The organism is Microcoleus sp. B3-A4 (assembly GCF_036705385.1).
Taxonomy (GTDB): Bacteria; Cyanobacteriota; Cyanobacteriia; order Cyanobacteriales; family Microcoleaceae; genus Microcoleus.
On the sequence record NZ_JAUBUI010000007.1, the window covers coordinates 63,387 to 86,979 of the forward strand.

The following is a 23,593-nucleotide window of genomic DNA, read 5'->3' on the forward strand; positions in this document are numbered from 1 at the left end:
ACTAGAAAATAGTCTGCAATAACAGCCAACTATTTAATCCTACTATAATACTAGCCACTAACCAAGCTAAGGCTTTCAGCCAAAATGGATTCACAAACTCTCCCATTAAGTTGCGGTTTGAGGTAAACATTACCAAGGGAATTACTGCAAAGGGTAATTGCAAACTGAGAATCACTTGACTGAAAACCAGTAAATTAGTTGTACTGCCTTCACCAAACAAGATAATTACGATCAAAGCCGGCACAATTGCAATCAGTCGAGTCAGCAAGCGCCGCAACCAAGGTCGCAGCCGAAAATTTAGAAACCCTTCCATCACAATCTGTCCTGCTAAAGTTGCTGTCAAGGTTGAGTTCTGCCCCGAAGCCAATAAAGCAAAGGCAAAAATTGCACTAGCAGAACCCACACCCAGTACCGGAGAAAGCAGTTTGTAAGCATCTTGAATTTCTGCTACTTCTTGATACCCGGAAAAATGAAAGCTTGCAGCCGACAATATCAGAATTGCTGAATTAATAAACAAAGCTATTGACAGCGCTACGGTGGAATCAATTGTGCCAAATTTAATTGCTTCCCATTTTTTATCAGCAGTTTCTTCCCAAGAGCGAGTTTGCACGATCGACGAATGCAAGTAAAGATTGTGCGGCATCACAGTTGCCCCCAAAATACCCACCGCAATATAAAGCATTGCCTGATTTTGCAAAATCTCTAGGCTGGGAACATAACCGAGTAAAACTCCTCCGGCATCAGGTTTTGCAAAAATCATTTCTGCAATAAAACAACCGCCAATAATTGCAATAATCGTAATCACCAAAGCTTCGATATAACGAAAGCCTTTTCCTTGTAAAAATAATACCATTATTACATCTAGCGCAGTGATGCACACTCCCCAAACTAAGGGAATACCAAATAGCAATTGCAGTCCGATCGCACTTCCAACAAGTTCAGCTAAATCGCAAGCAGAAATAGCAATTTCACAAAGTATCCACAGCAAAAAACTGACTCGCGGACTGAAATAATCTCGACAAGCTTGTGCCAAATCTCGTCCCGTTGCCACTCCCAAACGCACGCAGAGTGATTGCAGCAAAATTGCCATCAAATTAGATAGCAAAATCACACTTAATAGCGCATAGCCAAACTTGGCTCCCCCCGCTAAGTCAGTCGCCCAGTTTCCGGGGTCCATGTAACCCACTGAAACCAAATATCCCGGCCCTGCGTAGGCCAGCATTTTACGCCAGAAACCTTTGCTGTTGGGAACGGGGACGCTGCGGTGGACTTCAGGAAGGCTGGGTCTGTTTTCGGGGTGAGTCATTGGTTTTATTGTTAAATAATTTTCATATTATTTTCATAATCTCACAAATTCTGTTAAATTTCATCAGTCGTATTGCTCAAAATCCGCCAAAGTTGCAAGAAATATGAAGTTGTGTATTTTTTATCTAACACTCCAGGTAATGTGAATGCAGCAACAGAATGTGTGATATGCTCTGAATATCAAATCGGTTCTGGTGAGGAACAGCCACCAGAGGTAACGGGGAAAGTTCGGTGTAAGTCCGGCACTGTCCCGCAACTGTGAAGGAGACAAGTTCTCCAAGTCAGGATGCCCGCCGATGCCCAAATTTACTTTATTCATCTGCGAGGTACATGATGACTACTCAATCTTCTTCTTCTTCGGTTTGGCAACAAACGGCACGGTTGACGCTTTCAACACCCGTGCAAGCGACGCTCTACATCTCCCTATGCGCTTTGACTGTCTGGACTGTTTACTTTACAACTTATCCCGCCGTCCATAACAAGGTACACTCTCTGCGCCACCACACTTTGATGGTTAGTTGTCACTAAACAAGATTGTTTTTATTTGAGATATTGCAGTGCGATTCGTTTAACCTGTTGGGGCGGGTAAACCTGCGAGCTTTCTCAGAGTGCAGACAGGTTAAATAAACCCGCCCCCACCCCGCGCGAGATTCCTTAAAAGTCCAGAATTAAAATGTCAAAATTAAAGTTTTCTGCGCTCATCAGTGCTGTCTGCATGATGAGTATCTTTTTCTATGGTTGGGTAGGGTTTTCGCAGTCTCCACAATCAACTGTGCGACTGACTTCTGAACCCCCAATCAGCCAGATTTTACCCTTTGAAGCCGAGGCAACTACACCTTTATCTCCAGTGTCGTTAAAGCTGCAAGCTTTAGATGCAGCGGGGATTCCTTTAGAGAATGCTCGAATTAGTTTGACAATTTTAACTCCGCCTAAAAATCATTGGTTTACCACCGATTTTCCGATCGTGGAGGGAACAAAGTTGCTGGATATAGAGGCTGTTGCAGCTAAAGGTGAGTTACAAATCCAGCAAATGCTGCCCATTAGGGGAAATTATCAATTGTTAGCAAAGGTGACTCCGATCGCAGAAAATGCTTTTACTCCTATTCAGCAAACTTTAACACTATCCGTGCCGGAAAACGGGGTGAAGTATCGCAATTTTGGGATTTTAGCTGTGATTTTGTTGGTTGTTGGGCTAGGTGGCGGCTTGGCGATTGGAGGAAAGCCCAAAATCCAAGCAGGAGAAATAGCGCCTGAAAGAGTGCGATTGCTGTTAAGTGGGGCGATAATAATTGCGATCGCTACCTTGTTATATGTTAATGTCAGTGCTGAAATTGCCCAGTCTGAGATGTCGATGCCAATGTCTCACATGACAGAATCTAAACCGACAGAAAAAACTAGCCCCATTGTGCAATCTCAGGGTTTACAGGTGCGACTTTCTGGAGATGTTAGTGCGACAGTAGGGAAAGCTGCTAATTTACAAGTTCAAGTCACCGATACCAAAACAAATCAGCCAGTCACAGATGTATTGTTCAATGTTAAAGTCACCCAACTCGAAAATGATTGGATTGCTTTTGCCTACAAAGGTGTCCCGGATGCAGCCGGAAAACTGATATGGCAAGAGCAGTTTTTTGATGGCGCACCTCACAAAGTAGAGGTAGAAGTTTCTCCCCAACCCAACGGGGCCCGTCAGTTTTCACCATTCCAGGTTTTACAAAGTATTGAAGTTGAGGGAGTCGCGCCTCCTCTTTCAGTGCGGTTGACTGTTTTAGCTTACTTTACAGGCATTGTAATCGCGGGGATGGCGATCGGATTTGGATTGCAGCGCCGTTTGCTTGGGCTGCGGGTGAGAGTAGGGCGCATTTAACCGGATTTCGGATAATTTAATTTAAGTGCGATCGACTATGATTAAGTCGATCGCCAGAAATCACTCTTGTCAACGTTCCTGATTTGAGAGCTCTTTAAATTCGCGAGTTCCCTGATAGCCAGATAAATCCGCTAACTCCTGCAAAGATTTTTGCCCTTGGTAAAACTTACCGTTAATTTCCCAAGTGGGAGTCCCTTGAATCTTCGCAGCTTCGCAAAGATCCCGCCGAGCATTTTTCCCTTGAGGATTGCACTCAATATAATTGATAATGCCCGCCGCTTCTTTGCCGAAACTTGCTTTCTGTGCTTGACAATGATCGCAGGTAAAAGAGCCGTACATTTTAGCACCCACTATTTTTAAATGCTGCGCTAAAGCAATTTCTGAAGTACCGGAAGATGTCGTAGTCTTGATGCTAGTCTCGTTAGCTGTACCGAGATTATTCACATCGGCATAAAGAGCCAGAGAGGAAATCAGCACTAACATAGACACCACAATTCCTATAAAAAATAGTTGCCCGATATCATCCCATTCGCGACCTATTAATGCTAAGACAAACAAGCTAGTTGCAAACAAAGCAGATGCAATACAGTAAATACAAGCTGCTTTAATATCAACAGCCAGTACATACATCAGATAGCCGCTGAAAATCGTCATAGCTGTGCTACCAGCAAACAGAAATAGTCCCGTCCAAGACTCTAACTTAGAGCGGAGACTCTTCTGTTCTGCGGGATTGACCAATAGGGGAGCTACGGCAAAAACTATCATGCTCAAATAGCCCAAAAAACCGAACAAAGAAAGAGGCAAACCAAAGACATAGGCATAAGGACTCGAAAGCACGATATCGCAGCCTTCGATCGGACAAACTGCCGTTCCGTTGGATAACTTAACCACTGTTAGATAAGCAGTGATCGCAGCCCCTATCGAGGCAATTCCTGCCGTGAGCGGACGAGAATAGCGGTGAATCCAAGGCATGGAACGTTGACGACGCATAATATTTTTTCCTGTGCTGGATATTTCCCAAGACTAAATTGTATTACCAACCATTTTACACTTTGATGAAATAAGCCACAATTCCTAGAAGGATTAATACTGCTCCGGTTAATCCTTGTTCGTGAGCCTCGAAAAAATGCAGCTTTTCTTCTAAAGCATTAACTCCTTTCATTCCCAAGTCTACTAGCAAAACCATTCCCAAAACTGTCACAACTAAGTAGACCACAGAAACTACAAGTATGCCGCTCAAACCAATCGTTCCTGCTGAAAAAAAATAGGCTTCTATTTCGATGCAAGGCGAGAAAAACATTCCTGTTCCTAAAACAGCTAGGATTTGAAATTGCGATCGCTTGGTAGTTAAATTAACTGTTTCCGCGTGATGGTGGTGGTGCCTGCGAGAACTATCTAACTCTGCCAAAAGATAGATAATTCCTAAAACTAATAAAACTAAAGGCGCAATTATTTCAGCGGCCTCTACATAGGTAGCAGCGAACTTGTAACCGAATAAGCCGACGACAATTCCAATTAGGATAATGCTGAGGGTATGAGCAACTCCTGTAATTACTGTAGCCCGCAAAGTTTCGCTGCGAGACCAATTTTCAGTTTTACCAATCGCAATTAAAGGCATCCAGTGGTTGGGAATTAATGCGTGAATAATACTAAGAGCTAGACTTCCCAACAGAATTTTGAGCATACTTTCCATTTGCTTTCCTCTACAAATTGCTACAAGGAGGAAGGAATTGCCCGCCCTCCTGGAGTTGTCAGCCGACTACTTTAAAACTCTAGTCGCATTGAAAATAGCTGCTAAAGCCACCCCAACATCAGCAAAAACTGCTTCCCACATTGTCGCTAAACCAAAAACACCCAAACCAATAAATATCGCTTTAATTGACAGGGCAAAAATGATATTTTGCCAAACAATATTGTGAGTTTTTCTGGCAATTTGGATGGCTTCAGCCACCTTGGAGGGTGCATCTGACATAATTACAACATCGGCAGTTTCGATCGCCGCATCCGAACCCAAACCTCCCATTGCTATGCCCACATCAGCTCTAGCAAGTACGGGTGCATCATTAATTCCATCCCCGACGAAGATAATTTTATCGCCTTTTTTAGATTGGGAGATCAGTTTTTCGATCGCCTCTACTTTTCCTTCAGGTAATAACTCAGCTAAGTAGGAATCTAAACCGAGCTTTTTCGCAACACTCTCAGCTACAGCTTGATTATCTCCTGTGAGCATCACGATTCGCTCAACACCCAGTTTCTTGAGGTCGCGAATAGCCTGTACAGCGTCTTCCTTAAGCTCGTCAGCAATCAAAATATACCCAGCGTAGCGGTTGTCTACCCCTAAATGTACGATCGTACCTTCAGCATTGCAGACATCGTGAGGGATATTTTCTCGGTGCAGCAAACGGTCATTTCCGGCAAGCACAATTTGATTATTTACTTTCGCCCGAATGCCGTGCCCCGCTATTTCTTCGTAATCTTTCACATCCGATGAATCTATTTTTCCGCCGTAAGCTTCCATAATAGATTTCGCGACTGGGTGATTGGATTGAGATTCTACTTTAGCCGCTATTGCCATCAACTCTGTTTGGGAAAAACCATTTTTAGGCACAATTTGTGCTACTTTAAAAACTCCTTTTGTCAAAGTTCCTGTTTTATCCAAAACAACTGTCTTGACTGCTGTCAGAGTATCTAGAAAAGTCGAGCCTTTAACCAAAATCCCGCGCTTGGCTGCACCGCCAATTCCCCCAAAGTATCCCAGAGGAATGCTAATCACCAATCCGCAAGGGCAGGAAATAACTAACAAGACTAGGGCGCGGTAAACCCACAAAAATCTGTCTGCATTAGTTGCTCCTGAAATGAACAAAGGCGGAATTAAAGCCACTGCTAGCGATGCAAAGACTACAAAGGGCGTGTAGTAACTGGCAAATTTGCTGATCATCTTCTCAGTCTCAGCTTTTTTGCTTCTGGCATTTTCTACTAATTCCAGAATTCGGGAGATTGAAGATTCACCGAAGAGTTTAGTAACTTTGACGGTGAGAACTCCTGTCTGGTTAATTGTTCCTGCTAAAACTGTTTCTCCAACTTTCACGGTTCGAGGTACTGATTCTCCAGTTAGTGCAGACGTGTCAAGCTGAGAATTGCCGTCTATAATTTCACCGTCTAAGGGAATTTTTTCTCCCGGTTTGACAAGGATGATATCGCCGATGACTACTGTTTCTGGTGCAACTTTTTTAATGTCGCCGTTGTCCTTGAGGTTGGCATAATCTGGGCGAATTTCTAAAAGCGATTTGATCGATTGACGCGATCGCCCTACAGCAAATTCTTGAAAAAGTTCTCCGATTTTGAAAAACAACATCACCCCGACTGCTTCAGGGAGTTTGTGAATGGCTACAGCGCCGAGTGTTGCTATAGTCATTAAGAAATTTTCATCAAAAAATCGACCTCGCAGAATGTTGCGACCCGCACTGGTTAAAACATTCCATCCGCTTAAAAGATAGGCTGGGATGAAAACCAGATATTCACCTATAGAATAGGGCGTGTTGTGCAGTTTTTCTTCAAAAATTAAACCGCCAACAAATAGGACAACAACCGATATCACAGGAATCAATTCTTGCTTCAGGTTAAAATCTCCGTTCCCGTGGTTGTGGCTGTGGTCATGGTTATGATTCTCATTACTGAGATCGGGGCGATCGTCGTGACTGCAACTACAGCAGCCGGAATCTGATGCTTTTGTCTTTTTCATGATGCCTCCTAGATGGAAAAACATAATTAACTTATGAACATATATTCATACTATATCTCCAAAGCTAACAATTTGGTAAATTATTGAGTTAAAAGTTTGGCTGCTAGTTAGCTCAAGTTTGCGGTCACAAGTTGCGATCGAGAGTAAGAATTATTATCGTTTTGCTCATGTTAAGTAAAAATTATTGACTCATATTATTTGCTTGCCTGTGTCACATCCCATTGCTTGGTTTACCATTGCTGCATTTTTGACGCTTTGACTATCCACGATGGCTTCAGACGGACTCACCGCTCGGTTGTGGCTAACTTTAACCCAGGCTCTAAGTCGGTCATGTAGCCTCAGCAAAGTTCCGTCTTTACGCCAGGTGCAGAAGTAGCGATAGACGCTCTGCCAAAGTGGGAAGTCTCCCGATAAGTCACGCCAAGTACAGCCTTGGGTTAACAGGTAAAAGATTGCATTCAGGACATTCCACACCTCAACCTTGGGTGACGATCCCTAGATGTTGGAGGTGAAATAAAAGGTTCAATCAACTCCCATTGTTCCAAAGTAAAGTTGCTGGAGTACATTTTACTCATAGCTATTTTTGGTACTGTTTCTATGTCTCGGCGATGAAAAAACTAAAACGAAGCGAGAAACGTTCAAATCGTTGCTGCAAAACCTGTTAAGCGGTATTACTACAGCCGTTGTTGCTTCATTCTGTCACGTTGTGTATCTCGAATAATACTGATTCCACCCCAAACGACTAGGCTTGCGATTCCCAATCCAACAATTAAATCAGGAAACCGAGAATTAAATAGAGTGACTAGGAAACCTGCGACGATCACACTAAAATTTGCAATTACATCATTCTGCGTAAATATCCAACTTGCCCGCATATGTACCTCACCCTTACGATGCTTTGAGAGAAGGTACAAACCATAACTGTTAGCAATCAGGGCCAAAAAAGCCATTGCCATCATCCAACCTGATTCCGGTGAACTTCCCCAAACAAACCGTCGAATCACATCGACGACAACCATCACGGCTAACGTGATCTGAAAAATACCACTTAGAGTCGCTGCACGATTCTTGTGATGCGCCGATTTGCCAACTGCATACAGCGACATCGTGTAAACTGAAGCATCTGCAAACATATCTAATGAGTCTGCAACTAAGGCAGTTGAATCCGCTAAAACTCCTGCCACAATTCCGACGACAAACATTGTGCCATTGATAAGTAACAGAATTCGCAACGTTTTACGCTCGGCTGCGTTCTTGGCTTCCATGTGACATCCACAGTCTGACATCGTGCCTCCTGTTTAGCTTGTTGTTATTCGTTCTCTGAGCAGTTGTAGCGGGTACATTCATAAACTCCTTTTGCTACATCAGCCAGTAACTCTTCAACCATTTCCAAAATCTCAGCAACTCGTGCATCGGCGAGTTGATAACTGGTGTACCGTCCTTGCTGCAGGGTGTTTACCAGACCGCAATCACGGAGACAGCCCAAGTGGTTTGAGGTGTTAGATTGCGATAGCCCGGTTGCTTCAACAATTTCACTCACGGTCATTGGACGCGATCGCAGCACGTCCAAAATCGCCAATCGTGATGGATCGGAAAACCCACGAAAGAGTTTTGCTTTCAAGCGAGTGGACTGGGATTGAGCAGAGACAATCATATGCTTAGCTTCAATACAAAGCTCTTTTATATCATCATATCAGCAACTAATGATATGTCAACACCTGAAAGCTTATTTATACCCTTACGTGAGCAGCGTCGCAGTTCCCACATCCGCTATTGCCCAAGCCGGAGCATCGTTAATCCCATCTCCCAGCATCGCTACAATTTTCCCTGGTGCTTGCAGTGTTTAGATTTGAGCTGCTTTTGGGTCTAGTCCAACTTCAGCAAAAACGCGCTGGATACCAGCAGAAGGGGCCATCGACTCAACTCATGCCTTGGAGTTTGACTGTCAGATGATCCATATATGCACTGTGAAATTGGGAGGGGTAATATTCTGACTTCTGTCTTCAAGCGCCTGGATAGCCAACAGATGCGCTCGCTTCCCTAACTTCATTTTCCGGTTTCACAGTTTGAATTGTCACCAACTTCGTCTTGAGATCGGCTTAAACAACGGCGGCTGAGTCAACTGCTTGGACTTCTCTAGTCCACTGGAGAGTTAATGGGGGATTGCGAAATTAATCAGGAATTATGGAAAAAGTGGTTTGACACCCTACCCATAGGGGTAAGGCGCGCACTGTGCACCCTACATAATTAGGTTGTGAGTCCTGTAAATCTTAAATGTGAGTTCGATCGACGGCACAGCAATAATTTTTTACAATTTCCAGTCGAAAATTTCATCCTAATTTCATTTATATGTGGAAAGCTGAAGATAAATAGTCCTTTTAAGCATATAAAATGTATGAAACCAATTTCATTAAAAACCGGCTTTGCAGGGCTGACATTGATCGCCACAGCCGCCCTAACCAGCGGAGTGCTCGCAGCTTGTTCAAAAGCTCCTACAAGCCAAACTCAAGCCCCAAACGTTACGGCTGCAACCGAAGTGAACAACAAGCCAGACGCGGCACAAGGTGGCATGGGTGGCATGAATCATGGCATGGATCACAATATGTCAATGGATTTAGGCCCGGCTGATGCCGAGTACGATTTGCGATTTATTGATGGCATGACACTGCACCATCAAGGTGCTGTAAACATGGCAAAAGAGGTACTCAATAAATCCAAACGCCCGGAAATGAAAAAAATAGCAAATGAGATGATTGCCGCTCAGAACCGCGAAATCAATCAAATGAAAGAGTGGCGAAAAGCTTGGTATGCCAAAGCCAGCAGTACGCCAATGGCTTATCACGCTGCAATGAGTCACACGATGGCAATGACTCCCGAACAAATGCAAAGCATGATGATGAGCATGGATTTAGGGGCCGCTGACGACCAATTTGACTTGCGATTTCTCAATGCGATGATTCCCCACCACGAAGGAGCTTTAGTGATGGCCCAAGATGCTTTGAAGAAGTCGAAGCGGCCGGAAATAAACAAATTGTCCCAAGAGATTGTGACTTCGCAAAAGCAAGAAATCGAGCAAATGAAAGAGTGGCGACAAGCTTGGTACAAACAGTAACACCATATTTCACCCGGATTTCATTTTGATCTGCAAAACTGATCTTTGAGTTCAGATTCTCCCCTACTCAATCATGCAATACTACCGCCGTGTCCGCTCCTCAGCACCCATAGTTCACTTTTCGGGAATACTCCTGACTCTTTTGTTATTCATCGAGTCCACCCCCGTTTTTGCCCACGCGGGACACGGAGATGAATTTAAGCACAGTGGCGAAACAACTGAAACTCCTACTGCTATTTCTGTCGATGCCGAAACAGCAAAACGATTAGGAATTAAAGTCTCCCCAGCCGCTCGCCAGCGACTAGATATCGGCATCAAAACCACAGGACAAATTGAAACTTTACCCAACGAAAAAGTAGAAGTTACGGCTCCGGTTGCTGGCAAAGTAGTAGAGTTGCTGGTTAAGCCTGGGGACAAAGTATCAAAAGGTCAACTGGTTGCGGTTTTATCGAGTTCAGAATTAGGACAATTGCGGGTTGAATCTCTCTCGAAACGTGCCGAAGCTGAGGCAGATTTGCAGCAAGCACAAGGAGATCTAAAACTAGCACAAGAAAATTACGATCGCCAACTTCAAATATCCGCAGCAGAAATCGCCCAAGCCAAAACCCAATTGACGGCGGCAACTAAGCAGTACCAGCAAGAACAAGAATTAGTAAACAACCGTTCAGTTGTGCAAGCCGCTAAAGAAAACTATCAGCGCCAAGTTGAAATAGCGCAAGCCGAAATAGCGCGGGCAGAAACAGAATTAACTGTGGCAAAAGAACAGTTCGAGCGCGACAAAGAATTAGTGGCATCTGGGGCGATCGCGCGGCGCACAATGCTGGAATCGCAAGCGCACTTCGCCGAAGCACAAGCCACTGTTGCTAAGGCAAAAAGCCGTCCTGAAGTTATCCAAGCTCAAACCGAAATTAAACAAGCCGAAGTAGACCTCCCAATGCGGGAATTGCGGGAATCTCAAGGCATGGTTGCAGAAGCAAAAGCTCAACTTACCAGAGCTCAGAGCCGCCGGGAAGTCCTAGAAGCCGAGAACCAAGTTAAACGTGGCAAAACTGCCGTCCAAGTTGCTCAGTCGCGCATTCGTTTGGCTGACGCACCCTATCAAGCGCGGCTCCAACAATTAGGAACGGTTGCCAACGATCGAGGACTCGTTACCGTAGTTGCTCCGATTTCGGGGACGGTAGCAGATCGCGAAATCACTCTAGGAGAGTCAGTAAACGCTGAAAAACCGTTGATGAGTCTCTTAAATGACAGCCGCGTTTTTGCCACCGCCAATATCTACGAAAAAGACCTAAATAAAGTAAAACAGGGTCAGGTAGTCAGGGTAAAAGTCGCTAATTTACCCGATCGCATTTTCAATGGAAAAATCGCCTTCATTGGGTCATCCGTCGAAGGAGAAACGCGGGTTGTGCCGGTGAAAGCAGAAATAGATAATATTAACGGCGAATTAAAGCCCGGACTGTTTGCGGAGTTGGAGATTTTAACCGACAAAACTGCAACAAATATTTTAGCAATTCCGAGTGGGGCGGTAGTGGATGTTAGCGGTAAAAAAACTGTTTACGTCCAAAATGGCAATGCTTATCAAGCTGTTGAAATTGAGCTCGGTCAAACGGCAGGAGATTTAGTTGAAGTTAAGAGTGGTTTATTTGAGGGAGATTTGATAGTAACGCAGCGAGCACCTCAACTTTACGCACAATCTTTGCGGGGCGGCAGCAAGCCCTCAAAAGACGAGGAAAAAAAAGAGGCAATTCCAAAGGTAGCAGAGGTTAATTTTAATAATTTACCCGTCTCTTTCTGGTGGACGGGAATAGGGGGAGCAGTTGCGATCGCATCCCTGACTTTCACAGCCGGCGTGTTGTTGGGAAATCGGCGCAAATTGCCAGCATTAGCAGTGGATTCTGGAAACAATGCCGGAAACAATAGTTTTTCCGACTCTGCATCGCCGTTGCACAATGAACTGCTGTTACACAATAACAACCATCACGTTAAAGCTCAAGAGAAAGAAGTCAAGAGTTTGAAGTAAACAATTGCGTGAATATAGCAATTTAGTTTGCAGAAGTATCTATCTATAGCCTTTCTCAGTAAAATGAGGTGCTCATAGGGCATAGGGCATAGGCATAAGACTCGCCCCCATACCTCACCACGCTTGAGAACCGCTATATTAACTCCAAAATAATAAAATGTTCAGCACTATTCTCAGATGGGTAATTAACCGCCGCTGGCTAGTTGTTATCGCTACCATTATTGTTAGTCTTTGGACATTGTATATCATCCCCCAAATGTCCCTTGATGTCTTTCCTCCTTTTGCACCCCCGCAAGTCGAAATTCAGACGGAAGCACCGGGGCTGGCGCCGGAAGAAATCGAGTCTTTGGTAACACTACCGATCGAAAGTGCGATTAACGGAACTCCAGGGGTAACAGCAGTGCGATCGTCTTCCGCTGTAGGGCTTTCTGCCGTTAAGGTAATCTTTGATTGGGGAACTGAAATTTACCAAGCCCGCCAGTTGATAACAGAAAGGTTGCAGCAAGCTCAAAGCAAGCTTCCCGCAGGAGTAGAAGCACCACAAATTTCTCCGACAACTTCACCGGTAGGCCTGGTGATTACCTATGCTTTTACCTCGGAAACTACTCCTTTGATGGAAGTGCGCCGTCTGGTGGATTGGCAAGTCACAAATCGCCTTCTAGCTGTGACTGGCGTTGCTCAAGTGGTGGCTTACGGCGGCGATCAGAGGCAGTATCAAGTATTAGTAGAACCTGCAAAGTTGAAAGCTTTTAATGTGTCGTTGCAGGAAGTTGCCGAAGCGACAGCGGCTGCGAATGTTAACGCGCCGGGGGGGTATTTAATTACGCCGGATCGAGAAACTTTAATCCGGGGGGTGGGGCGGATTGCGTCTGTGGAAGATTTGCAGCAATCTGCGATCGCCTCTCGCAACGGAACGCCTGTCAGAATTGCTGATGTCGCTGATGTCAAAATTGGTGCTGCAATCAAGCGGGGCGATGGCAGTTTTAACGGCAAAAAAGCTGTGATTGTGATGGTAAACAGACAGCCAGTTGCTGATACTCCGACGGTAACTAAAGCGGTTGAGGCAGCAATGGCTGAGGTGCAGCAAGCTCTGCCAAAAGATATTAAAGTTACTGTGACTTTTCGACAGGAAGAATATATTAATTCCTCGGTGGAGAATGTGCGATCGGCTTTAGTTGAAGGCAGCATCATTGTTACCATCATCCTGATCCCGTTTTTGATGAATTGGCGCACTCTGGCGGTTGTTTTGCTGGATTTCTTTCTGACTTGGCTGTTCGCGCTGCTGGCGATGTATTGGCTGGGGCTGGGGCTGAATACGATGACTTTAGGGGGTTTGTCGGTGGCGATCGGCACTGCGATCGACGATGCGATCGTCTATGCCGAAAATACTTACCGCAACTTGAGAGAAAATAGGTCTTCTCTTAATCCGCGTCCGGTAATGGATGTGATTTTTGACGGCAGTCAAGAGGTGCGCGATTCGTTAATTGGAGCGACTGTTATTGGGATTGTTGTGTTTTCTCCTATTTTTACTTTGCCCGGTGTAGAAGGTCGGATTTTTACGCCGATGGGGATTACTTATTTGGTAGTTGTTGTGATTTCTAGTCTGGAATCGCTGTTAATATCTCCCGCCCTTTGCGCTATCTTGTTGCCTACCAAACGCATGAGTTCCGAGGAACCTTGGCTGCCGAGATTTTGCAAGCGTATCTATCATTTTTTTATAGAATTGTCAATGCGCTATTCGGCGATAATTTTAGCTTTAGCTGCTGCTAGCATGGTGGCTGCATTAATTATTTTGCCATCTTTTGGACGGGTGTTTTTACCGGAGTTTCAGGAGCAAACTTTGGTAAATACTATTCTGCTTTATCCGGGGGTGTCTTTGGAAACAACAGATAGCGCGGCTTTTGCGATCGAAGATGCACTTAAGGATGATAGCAGGTTTGAATACGTGCAAGTGCGATCGGGCAGAGCTCCGGGAGATGCTGATGCTGCGGGAGTCAATTTAGCTCACATTGATATCGGTTTGAGCGAGGAGGGCATGGAACACAGGCCGAAAACTTTGGAGGCGTTGCGGCAGGAATTTGCTAAATTGCCGGGAGTTGCACCAAATATCGGCGGTTTTATTTCTCACCGGATGGATGAGGTTTTATCTGGTGTCAGAAGTCAGATTGCTGTCAAAATCTTTGGCCCGGATTTGGATCAGCTTCGCAGCATCGGTGCAAAAGTTGAAGAGCAAATGAAAACTGTTGAAGGGATTGTAGACTTGCAACTCGAACCGCAGGTGCCAGTGCAACAAATTCAAATTAATTTTAACCGTCAAGCTGCGGGTAGATACGGTTTAAAAATTGGAGAGCTTTCTGAATTAATTGAGACAGCTTTAAACGGCAAAGTTGTTTCTCAAGTTTTGGAAGTGCAGCAAACTTTTGACTTAGTTGTTTGGTTGCAGCCTGAAGCCCGAAATAACTTAGAAACTATTCAGAATTTGTTGGTTGATACTCCAAGCGGTAATAAAATTCCCCTCGCCCAAGTTGCTACTGTCAAATACGGTACTGGCCCCAATACGATTAACCGCGAGAATGTTTCTCGCTTGATTGTGGCGGCGGCTAATGCTAAAGGTAGGGATTTGCGATCGGTTGTGAATGAAATTCAAGCTAAAGTCAAACAAGAGGTGGAGTTGCCTTTTGGCTATTTTATCCAGTACGGCGGTCAATTTGAAGCCGAGCAAAGAGCTTCGCAAAATATTATGATATTTAGTGCGATCTCTTTTCTTGTAATTACAGTATTGATGTACTTGTCCGTCAAGTCAATTCCTTCAACTGCGATGATTATGATTAATTTACCCCTCGGATTAGTGGGAGGAGTAATTTCTGTAGCTTTGACTGGCGGCATCATTTCTGTAGCTTCTTTAGTTGGTTTTGTCACTTTATTTGGCGTTGCCACCCGCAACGGCTTGTTATTAGTAGACAACTACAACACTAAATTTGCCGAGGGAATGCCTTTTAAGGAAGCTATTGTTAAAGGCTCGATGGAACGGCTCAATGCTATTTTGATGACGGCTTCAACTTCAGCTTTAGGTTTAGCACCTTTAGTCTTAGAAGGCGGCCCCGGAAAAGAAATCCTGCAACCTTTGTCAGTAGTAGTTTTAGGAGGATTGTTTACTTCTACTGCCTTGACTCTGTTAGTTTTGCCAGCTTTGTATGCTAAATTTGGGAAAATTTTACGACCTCAACAACCTCAGCCAGTTATTGAAGACGGGAAGGTAGTTAAAGCTGAAATAGCGAACTGATCAACCCTCCTTCACTCCCTCAATCAAAGTGCAAAGTTCCTCGCTATCGGGATTGTCTGAAGCTCGATTTGTCCAAAGTTTTTTATAAGCTTCCAACTCAGCTTTGAACGCACTCATGCGCTGAATTTCCTGCTCAAAGAAATTTATTTTGCGACTTAATAAGTCTTGCACTAGCGGACAAGCTGTTATTCCTTGACGGCGAGAGGTCAAAATTTGCTGAATTTCTTGAAGAGAAAAGTTGAGTCTTTGGGCTTTCTTAATAAATTGCACTTGTCTGGCAGCATCGGCTGTGTAGTAACGATAACCGCTACTGTTGCGTAAGGCAGGTTCCAGTAACCCTAGGCTTTCATAGTATCGCAGGGTGCCTACAGTAACACCAGTTTGCTTGGCTAGTTCTCCTATTTTTAGTAGTTGCTGTTCTAGGGATTCTGTTGCAAATTTTGTCATAGCAGTTCTAGGTAAATTGGCACCCTATCATTATAGCGGTAGCCACTTTTACTTCCACTTTTTTGTGCTGGTTATACTCACCCAATTTGGGCTGATAAAATATTTTATTTTGTCCATAATCCTAGTGACTCAAAAAGCAGCAGTAACTCAGTTTGGAGTTACTGCTGCTTTTTGGGATTTTCTTATTTATCTCCTGCCCCTGCCAATATAAAAACTACTTATATCAGGCGCTATTTCCTATATCTTTTTAAATCACTAAACCTGACTTATTTCACCCAAATTTCATTTTGGTGTGATGATAATAACTCGGCTTTAGTGTTGTTTATTGAGAACGGTTTTTGCACCTGTAGCGCTTTTGTATTTACTCAGAAGCTATATATGAAAATTTAGAAATTAGATGCGTTTACCCTGATTTTGAAGTTGCAAGCTTGTAATTAGGCAAAGAGGGCTTCTGGCTAATTGATAAGCATGATCTCGCGCTCGGATACTAAAATTTCCCGCAGGCAAGCAAGATAGATGACCAGGACTAACTACCGTGTATTTTGAAGGATCTAAATCAATGATTCAACTCTTACAAACAGCGCTGAAATCATCCCTAGCTCGCGATATCACCCAGGCAATTGGACAGGTTCCCATTGTTCGTCTCAATCGCTTGAGCGAACTCTGTCAGCATCACGAATTTTATCTCAAATTAGAATCCTGTAATCCCGGTGGCAGCATTAAAGAGAAAAATGCTGTATGTCTGGTTCAACACGCAGAACGTACCAGGTTACTCGCCCCCGGCGGCACAATTGTTGAATCTAGTTCTGGTAATTTCGGCATTGGTTTAGCAATGATTGGTGCAGCGCGAGGCTATCGCGTGATGATTGTCATCGATGGTAAAACACCGCCCCCGATTCGGCGAATGCTGGCTGCCTATGGAGCAGAATTGGTAGATGTCCCCCTGAGTGCGGCAGATGCCAATGGATCGATGCAAGTTGCGAGGATGAAAAAAGCCAAAGAACTCGCCGAAACCATTCCTGGTGCCTGGTATCCTTGCCAGCACCGCAATCCCGAAAACCCAACTGCCCACGAGCAATTTACTGCTCGCGAAATCGAACAGGCTTTTCCCGTAGCACCAGATGTTATCGTTATTGGCGTTAGTACGGCGGGACAATTGGCGGGAATTAGCCGATATTTTAAACAGCGTCATCCCCAAACTCGAATTGTCGGCGTAGATGTGGCAGGTTCGGCTATTTTTGGCACGCCGTCTCACCCCTATAAAATGACAGGATTGGGGTTATCTTTTGTACCGCCCAATTTTGATCCAATGGCACTGGATGCAGCGTATTCTGTGAACGATCGCATTGCCTTTTCTGTTTGTCATGCCCTGGCACGTCGAGAAGGCTTGTTGTTAGGAGCATCCACAGGCGCTATCGTTGCCGCTGCCCTGGCTTACAGCCAGCAGCATCCCCATCCTCAACGCATGGTACTGTTGAACCCGGATCGGGGCGATCGCTATCTCGAAACAGTCTACAATCCAGAATGGCTGTCCCAACAAGGGATTGAAATCTTAGAACAAAAAGCCCTCACCGCTACAATTAACGCCCTTCAAAGCGTCCCTCTTACCCTCGTGCGACAGCAAGAACCTGCATAAACAATGACCTTAAAGGCTTCTCAAAGTCCGTCTAAAATCGGTCTGCTAGATTTATGGCGGCAATTTATTCCTCTCTCCCTCAGCGATGTGGCAATGGCTTTTGGCGATCCGATGATGACGGCTGCCCTAGCTCATTTACCCGATGCACGGGTGAATTTGGCAGCCGTAGGCATTGCCAAAGCCCTTGCGGTCTTTTTTGAAAGTCCGATTATTATGATTCTGCACGCCTCGAATGCGCTTGCACCGAATGGGCGATCGCGTCGCGCCTTGTGGCGATTTACGCTTTTAGCAGGGGGCGGACTGAGTGCGTTACTGTTGCTGCTGACGCTGCCGTTTATTTTCGCCACGCTGGGAGGGACGCTGTTAGGAATTCCACCCCAATTGCGGCAGACGGTGCAGACTGTGTTGACGTTAATGTTTCTGTGGCCTTTGGCGATCGCGTGGCGGCGTTATTTTCAAGGATTGCTCATCCACACAGGTCATTCTCAGGCGGTTGCCAAAGCTAGCATGGTTCGTTTGTTAATTGTAGCCCTAACGTTATGGGGCGGATTTATGTTGAAAATGTCAGGCGCACTGCTGGCGGGGACTGCTTTGATCGCGGGGGTTCTCTCAGAGGCGCTGGTTGTAACCATTGCGGCGCAGCGACTAGGAGCCACTCGTTCGCCTGGAACAATTGATTCTGAGTTAAAGCTACCCACCAATCTCAAAAGTGTGTGGAATTTCTACTGGCCATTAGGCTCTTCAATGCTGGTAGTCTGGGGTGGACGTGCTGTCCTGGTGGGAATTATTGCCCGCGCCCAAGACGCTAATATTGCATTGGCCGCTTGGCCGGCGGCTTGGGGATTGGTTTTGGTGATTGCCAATGCGACTCGCATGGTGCAGCAGGTGATTATCAAAAATCGAGATCAAGTGAGCGATCGCCAATTAATTGCATTTGCCCTCAGTGTGGGTGGGTTTTGTTCGCTACTGTTGTTTTTAGGTAGTACAACGCCATTTGGGTTGCAGGTTGTGCAAAGTTTTATCGGCAACGATGAAGCCCTGGTTGAGAGTATCCGTCCCGTATTGCTGTTGTGCGCGTTTGTACCCCTTCTGGTGGCGGTGCAAAATGCTACTCAAGGTTTTTTGGTCGGGGCAGGTCAAACCAAAGGTCTGAATTATGCAACTTGGATTGGCACGACTATATTGCTTTTAGTTGCGTTCGGTGCAGTTCAGCTTGGGGCATCGGGTGCAATTGCGGCTGCGAGCGCGATGATTATTTCTTTAACAATAGAAGTATCCTGTCTCGCGTTCAATTTACGCAAACAATTATAGCAACCGCCAAGGCTGTGCCGGACGCAAGGTGTAAGACATCCTCGATCGCATGGAGTAAACCATCAAAATTTTGAGAGATCGCTAATCAGTATTTACTTCTTGGCATCATCATTAGTTTCCCCATCGCCATCGCTTTAATTGTCGATTACAGTTGGCGGGGTTGTCACCCCGCCAGGGTGTTATACTATCTCAGGACTTACTTGTGTGCACACTATATGTAGTGTGCACACAAGCAAGATCGCACTATTCGAGAAGTAGGGTAAAAGAGCAATTAGAAAACTAGCTACCAGATTTGATGTGAGTAAGTATAATTGTTGAACGACTTTTTAGTAGCTGCTGTTCTAAGGATTCTGTTCCCAATTTTTTCATAGCAGTTTTAGGCAAGTTGGAACCCAATCATTATAGTGATAGCCACTTTCAGTTTTGTGTAGTGGTTATAGTTATCCAATTTTTCGATAAAATACTCTATATTGTCAAGAAGAATATTGGAGAAAAAAGCAGCAGTCACTCAAAATTGAGATCGTGCTGCTGTCGGATATTCTCTTGCTTATCCGGCGAAAAATTCGCGATGGAATCTACACGCCGTGGAAAAATAAGGATTATTTATCGCAATTAGCTTGAGGGCAGTCAGGAGTAGGAGTAGTACAGGGGCCGGCGGCAAAGACAACCGCGGCTGTACCTGCTGTCAGGAGAACTGCCGTCAAAGCTGCAAGAGTGAAGCGTTTAGTCTGAGTTGCTTTTATCATGAATTTTTACCTGGGAATCTAGGATCGAAAAGTTTCTTTGGGAAACTATATATAGCATAAACCCTCAAGTCGGCTATAGAGTCAAGGGGGGGGAAGACTAAAAATGATAAAAATATTGAATTTCCGATGTCACAATCCGAATACCTGTAGGAAAATCTGAAGATTTCATCCTGATTTCATTTTTGGGTGTCATATTCTAATCATTGTACCCAAAAAATAAATCGAATGAAAGCGCTCAAGTCAAGCTTAGTTATTCTAGCCAGTGTCGGATTGCTGTTTTTGGGAGCTTGCAGCAAAAGCGACCAAGGAACCGGCCCAAACAGCAGCCCAACATCCGCTCCTGTTGCCTCTCAACCTAATACTTCCAGTCCGGCCGCTTCTCCTGCAGCATCTGCTAAAACAGAACCTCCCAAACCATCTAAAGGAGGTCAAGTTGTCGAGTCTGGACCTTACCACCTAGAACTTTTAACTCTGAAAGAGGATACCGGAACTCACTTAGATCTTTATTTGCAAAAAGGTGATACCCACGAACCGATTCCTAATGCAAAAGTGACGGCACAAGTGCAGTCTCCGAATGGAGAGCAGCAAACGCTGGACTTTAAATACGATGCTGATGGCAAACATTACGCCGTTGTATTTCCAGGCAAAGATGCAGGAAGTTATCCCGTGAAAGTGACTGCGGATATTAACGGAGAAAAAGTTGACGGTCGTTTTACCTTCAGTCAATAGATAGCTGATTTGCTCTGAACGCATAGGAATTTTGCTTCAAGAATTGATGAATTTTGGGGCAGTCATTGTTCATTACTAACAAACAAAGGACAAAAACAAATGAAATCTCTGAAGACTGGTTTAATCGTTGCAGGTACTGCGGGAATGATGTTAGTAGCAACCTATGGCAATGCTACGCAGGTCACAAATGCTGCTAGCAGCCCCGCTGCTAGTCCAAATGCTTCTGGAACAAAACCGTCACTATCACTCAACCCGACTACACAAATAGCTGCAACTCCTAATCATTCTAATTCATCAAAAGGGGGTCAAGTAGTAGAATCAGGCCCTTATCATTTAGAGTTGGTGGTCGAAAAAGAAGCCGATCGAACTCACCTGGATTTCTATTTGCAAAGAGGCGACAACCACCAGACAATACCTAATGCGAAGATAACCGGTCAAATTCAGATGCCCGATCGCACTCAAAAGGATCTTACCTTTACTTATGACCAGAAAGACCAGCACTATACTGCTTTGCTGCCTGGAAAAGCTGCTGGTCAGTATCAGATGAAGATTACTGCTGATATTAAGGGTCAAAAGGTAGACGGTCGATTTACGTTCAATCGTTAGGGATACGGCACTGCCAATAGTTGGCAAATTAAGAGTGAAACCATTAACTATATCGTTTACAGCCGATTGTTCCCCTCTAAATACCCCTTGTTTACAATGCTAAAAGCTTCTAACAGGTGCATCGAATTTGATTTAATCCGAGCTTTTGCTATCGTCAGTGTTGTGATTATTCATGCTGGGTTTTTGTCATTACCCGATCGCAGACTTCTATTTATTGCGATCGATACACTCCAGCTTTTCTGCGTACCTGCATTTTTACTGCTTAGCGGTTTTTTTCTTACCAACAAGCGTGAGAATCAAAATAACCCAACGCTGATATTAAAGAAAAGGCTATCGCGAATTATACCACCCTATCTTTTTTGGTCGGTAGCCTTCTACATTTTAAATAATTTTGGCAACCTCAAACGATTTGATTTACTCGGATTAGTTAGAGATGTGCTGACAGGTTCTGTGCTGCCCCCCTATTATTTTATAGTTGTGATTGTTCAATGCTATTTGTGGTGGTGGATTCTAGTTAAATTAAGATTTTTTGAGTCCCGAAAAGTTTTGGCTTTGGGTTTCACCATTCAAATAGCTTTTACCATAGTCTTTTACTTAGTTGCTTTCAAATACTTACCTTCCATACCTATACCGCTGATAGAGCGCTGGATTTTTAGTTGGATTTTGCCGTTTTCCACTGGTTTAGTTCTTGGCAGTTGCTATGACAACATTCAAGGATACCTTCAGCGCCAAAGAATGCTTATTTTAGCAGCAACTATCTTGTTCTATCTAGCAAGTATTTGGGAATTTTACGTACTCAGTGAAGTGAATTCGGATGCCTGGTTTGCCCGATCGTTTTTTAAACTATCTACTCAAGGATACGCAATTTTGTTCGTACTGTCGATATTGGCATTTTCTCAAAGCATCATACTTCCTAGTAAAGTATCGAAATTAGTCAAAATATTGGCGACTTACTCCTTTCCTATATACCTGCTAGATGTGATGGTAGTAAACTATGCTAATTTAGCGTCTTATAAATTTATGTATTCTCCCGATCCCCTGCTCAAGCTCGGAGTTTTAGTGACGGTAGATTTGCTAGTTTGTTTTGGGATTATTTACCTGTTGCAAAAACTTTTACCCAAGAATTACAGTCAGTACATTCTGGGAATTTAATCTGGATTTACGCCACATCCCTGGGGCAAAGGCGCTGGAAGATGTGGAAAATGGGTTTAACAATTTCATCCAGATTTCATTGCGTAATGTCAATGTGAAGTTAAGGAGAGTTAAATGTGGCTCAATCATTTAAAACATTAAACTTTTCAGGGATCTTTACCTATGAGCGAACACCCACACAATTACCCATCCTATTGCGATACAGTGGTTCAGTGCGCTACTGAATGCGAAAAATGCGCTGAGTTCTGCATCGGAGAAATGCCAGAATGCCGCCGACTCTGCCGAGATTGTGCAAACATCTGCTGGACTTGCGCTAGTTTTATGAGTCGCGGTTCGTGCTTTGCAGAGGTAATCGGTAAAGTCTGTGCGGATATCTGCGAAGCTTGCGCTAGCGAGTGCGAGAAACATCAAAACGAACACTGTCAAAAATGCGCTGAAGCTTGTCGGGGCTGTGCTGCGGAATGTCGCGATATGGCAAGTGCTGCTGCTTAATTAATCACGCTTCGGCAAGGTGGGATTTGTAATACTCACCTTGTCTGGAAACAGTTAGTTCCAATATTCAATAAATTAATTATGAAACTCCAAAATATTGTAGGAACAAATAAGAAGGTGGATGTAAAGGCGATCGCTGCCGATAAAGAGCTCACTCGCCAAATCCAAATTCGTCTCATCGACTTAGGTTTGCTAGACCCTCCAGCCAACGGCATCTTTAGTCCAGTCTCTACTGCGGCTCTCAATCGATTTCACAAGCTGATTCAGTGCACTGATGAACCAGGATTTATCGGAGCAAAAACAGCCGAGAAACTTATTGAAGCCAAGCCATCGGATCTCAAATTTCCACCTCCTGTCCTCAAGATAGTTAATGAGACAGTTCTCAAGGCTAGACCTATCTATGCGTTAAATTTATCAGATGCAGAGAAACAAAAAATTGAAACGGGGAAAGTATTGGAGCTTGTCTCTTATGAAATGGTTCGCGATCACATCCGAGTAGCTTTCCGAAAAGATTCCTTTAAAAATTCTCAAATCTGGTATGTCTATAGGTCGCACGTCCAAATTTTACAAGAAGGAAAGGTAATTTATCCAAAAACTAAGCCTAAGAGCTTTCAACTTGCCAATTTTCCTTACAAGTACCAACTGGATAATTACTATAATCCGACTGGTGCTTGCAATGTCACATCAATGGCAATGTGCTTGCAGTTCCTCAACAAACAGCGCCGGGACAAGATCGGTCAATTTGAGGACGAACTCTACCAATATGCACTCAACAAAGGTTACAGTCGCTGGAACCCCTACGACTTAGCAAAAATTGTCAGAGAGTATGGTGCTCAAGATACCTTTAAAGAGAATGCGACATTTGAGGAAGTTAAAGATTGGTTAGTAGATGGAAACCCAACGGTCATACATGGCTATTTTACTCCTTTCGGTCATATTCTGCCCGTAGTTGGATATGACGAAACTGGCTTGATTGTTCACGATCCTTATGGAGAATGGTTTGCTAGCGGGTATAACAACAACGCCAATGGAGCTTATCTTCACTATTCCTATGATTTAATCCGTCGCGTTTGTATGGCAGATGGAAATTTCTGGGTTCATTTCATTTCCAAGTAAGAGAGTAAAGCGCTTGTTTGCTATTAAAATTC

21 protein-coding genes, 1 pseudogene and 1 riboswitch are annotated in these 23,593 nt (G+C 44.3%); of the genes and pseudogenes, 13 read left to right on the forward strand and 9 right to left on the reverse strand.

Annotated features, from left to right (window positions below):
* Position 1: 1 nt before the first annotated feature.
* The gene (locus tag QUB33_RS05720) at positions 2 to 1,306 is read right to left on the reverse strand and encodes an Nramp family divalent metal transporter (protein WP_333151740.1); all 1,305 of its coding nucleotides are present in this window, start codon (positions 1,304 to 1,306) and stop codon (positions 2 to 4) included.
* A gap of 168 nt (positions 1,307 to 1,474) precedes the next feature.
* A riboswitch (cobalamin riboswitch) is annotated at positions 1,475 to 1,617 on the forward strand.
* Between the two features lie 18 nt (positions 1,618 to 1,635).
* On the opposite strand from QUB33_RS05720, the gene QUB33_RS05725 reads away from it, so the two are divergent.
* Positions 1,636 to 1,833 (forward strand): CbtB-domain containing protein, encoded by a 198-nt coding sequence (locus QUB33_RS05725; RefSeq protein ID WP_333151742.1) that lies wholly within the window; start codon positions 1,636 to 1,638, stop codon positions 1,831 to 1,833.
* A 145-nt stretch (positions 1,834 to 1,978) separates the two neighbouring features.
* A complete protein-coding gene (locus tag QUB33_RS05730; protein ID WP_333151745.1) occupies positions 1,979 to 3,169 on the forward strand; it encodes a hypothetical protein in 1,191 nt (396 codons plus the stop codon).
* A gap of 69 nt (positions 3,170 to 3,238) precedes the next feature.
* Here the strand turns inward: QUB33_RS05730 and QUB33_RS05735 are convergent, their stop codons facing one another.
* From QUB33_RS05735 to QUB33_RS05760, 6 genes and pseudogenes are all read right to left on the reverse strand, one after another.
* A complete protein-coding gene (locus QUB33_RS05735; RefSeq protein ID WP_333151747.1) occupies positions 3,239 to 4,159 on the reverse strand; it encodes a vitamin K epoxide reductase family protein in 921 nt (306 codons plus the stop codon).
* A gap of 55 nt (positions 4,160 to 4,214) precedes the next feature.
* On the reverse strand, positions 4,215 to 4,862 hold the full coding sequence (locus tag QUB33_RS05740) for a hypothetical protein (RefSeq protein ID WP_333151749.1): 648 nt from the start codon (positions 4,860 to 4,862) through the stop codon (positions 4,215 to 4,217).
* A 66-nt stretch (positions 4,863 to 4,928) separates the two neighbouring features.
* The gene (locus tag QUB33_RS05745; RefSeq protein WP_333151751.1) at positions 4,929 to 6,911 is read right to left on the reverse strand and encodes a heavy metal translocating P-type ATPase; all 1,983 of its coding nucleotides are present in this window, start codon (positions 6,909 to 6,911) and stop codon (positions 4,929 to 4,931) included.
* A gap of 189 nt (positions 6,912 to 7,100) precedes the next feature.
* Positions 7,101 to 7,394: pseudogene (locus tag QUB33_RS05750) on the reverse strand (transposase); the annotation flags it as partial.
* Positions 7,395 to 7,585: 191 nt separating this feature from the next.
* Positions 7,586 to 8,176 (reverse strand): cation transporter, encoded by a 591-nt coding sequence (locus QUB33_RS05755; RefSeq protein WP_333151753.1) that lies wholly within the window; start codon positions 8,174 to 8,176, stop codon positions 7,586 to 7,588.
* Positions 8,177 to 8,220: 44 nt separating this feature from the next.
* Positions 8,221 to 8,565 carry a metalloregulator ArsR/SmtB family transcription factor gene (locus QUB33_RS05760; protein WP_333151755.1) on the reverse strand — a complete coding sequence of 115 codons (345 nt, stop codon included), beginning with the start codon at positions 8,563 to 8,565 and terminating at the stop codon, positions 8,221 to 8,223.
* Between the two features lie 49 nt (positions 8,566 to 8,614).
* Between QUB33_RS05760 and QUB33_RS05765 the strand changes: the two genes are divergently transcribed.
* The 4 genes from QUB33_RS05765 (at position 8,615) to QUB33_RS05780 (ending at position 15,326) form a co-directional block, all read left to right on the forward strand.
* Complete coding sequence (locus QUB33_RS05765; RefSeq protein ID WP_333302392.1) at positions 8,615 to 8,758, forward strand: hypothetical protein; 144 nt, start codon at positions 8,615 to 8,617, stop codon at positions 8,756 to 8,758.
* A 548-nt stretch (positions 8,759 to 9,306) separates the two neighbouring features.
* The gene (locus tag QUB33_RS05770; protein WP_333142764.1) at positions 9,307 to 10,023 is read left to right on the forward strand and encodes a DUF305 domain-containing protein; all 717 of its coding nucleotides are present in this window, start codon (positions 9,307 to 9,309) and stop codon (positions 10,021 to 10,023) included.
* Between the two features lie 73 nt (positions 10,024 to 10,096).
* Complete coding sequence (locus QUB33_RS05775) at positions 10,097 to 12,043, forward strand: efflux RND transporter periplasmic adaptor subunit (protein WP_333348449.1); 1,947 nt, start codon at positions 10,097 to 10,099, stop codon at positions 12,041 to 12,043.
* Between the two features lie 157 nt (positions 12,044 to 12,200).
* The gene (locus QUB33_RS05780; RefSeq protein ID WP_333348450.1) at positions 12,201 to 15,326 is read left to right on the forward strand and encodes an efflux RND transporter permease subunit; all 3,126 of its coding nucleotides are present in this window, start codon (positions 12,201 to 12,203) and stop codon (positions 15,324 to 15,326) included.
* Here QUB33_RS05780 and QUB33_RS05785 read toward each other — a convergent pair whose 3' ends face one another.
* A complete protein-coding gene (locus QUB33_RS05785) occupies positions 15,327 to 15,773 on the reverse strand; it encodes a heavy metal-responsive transcriptional regulator (protein ID WP_333348452.1) in 447 nt (148 codons plus the stop codon). It abuts the gene before it with no gap.
* Between the two features lie 559 nt (positions 15,774 to 16,332).
* Between QUB33_RS05785 and QUB33_RS05790 the strand changes: the two genes are divergently transcribed.
* Both QUB33_RS05790 and QUB33_RS05795 read left to right on the forward strand, forming a co-directional pair.
* Positions 16,333 to 17,409, forward strand: a complete 1,077-nt coding sequence (locus QUB33_RS05790; protein WP_333348454.1) for a cysteine synthase family protein — start codon at positions 16,333 to 16,335, stop codon at positions 17,407 to 17,409.
* A 3-nt stretch (positions 17,410 to 17,412) separates the two neighbouring features.
* Positions 17,413 to 18,720 carry a hypothetical protein gene (locus QUB33_RS05795; RefSeq protein ID WP_333348456.1) on the forward strand — a complete coding sequence of 436 codons (1,308 nt, stop codon included), beginning with the start codon at positions 17,413 to 17,415 and terminating at the stop codon, positions 18,718 to 18,720.
* 599 nt (positions 18,721 to 19,319) lie between these two features.
* Here the strand turns inward: QUB33_RS05795 and QUB33_RS05800 are convergent.
* The gene (locus QUB33_RS05800; protein WP_015211800.1) at positions 19,320 to 19,466 is read right to left on the reverse strand and encodes a hypothetical protein; all 147 of its coding nucleotides are present in this window, start codon (positions 19,464 to 19,466) and stop codon (positions 19,320 to 19,322) included.
* 225 nt (positions 19,467 to 19,691) lie between these two features.
* On the opposite strand from QUB33_RS05800, the gene QUB33_RS05805 reads away from it, so the two are divergent.
* The 5 genes from QUB33_RS05805 (at position 19,692) to QUB33_RS05825 (ending at position 23,561) form a co-directional block, all read left to right on the forward strand.
* Positions 19,692 to 20,195 carry a hypothetical protein gene (locus QUB33_RS05805; protein WP_333348458.1) on the forward strand — a complete coding sequence of 168 codons (504 nt, stop codon included), beginning with the start codon at positions 19,692 to 19,694 and terminating at the stop codon, positions 20,193 to 20,195.
* Between the two features lie 99 nt (positions 20,196 to 20,294).
* Entirely contained in the window at positions 20,295 to 20,801 is a 507-nt protein-coding gene (locus tag QUB33_RS05810; RefSeq protein WP_333348460.1) for a hypothetical protein, read from the forward strand.
* 96 nt (positions 20,802 to 20,897) lie between these two features.
* Positions 20,898 to 21,953, forward strand: a complete 1,056-nt coding sequence (locus QUB33_RS05815) for an acyltransferase (protein ID WP_333348462.1) — start codon at positions 20,898 to 20,900, stop codon at positions 21,951 to 21,953.
* A gap of 162 nt (positions 21,954 to 22,115) precedes the next feature.
* Positions 22,116 to 22,445 (forward strand): four-helix bundle copper-binding protein, encoded by a 330-nt coding sequence (locus tag QUB33_RS05820; protein WP_333348464.1) that lies wholly within the window; start codon positions 22,116 to 22,118, stop codon positions 22,443 to 22,445.
* A gap of 81 nt (positions 22,446 to 22,526) precedes the next feature.
* Positions 22,527 to 23,561: a C39 family peptidase gene (locus tag QUB33_RS05825; protein WP_333348466.1), complete on the forward strand. Its 1,035-nt coding sequence runs from the start codon at positions 22,527 to 22,529 to the stop codon at positions 23,559 to 23,561.
* Positions 23,562 to 23,593: the final 32 nt, after the last annotated feature.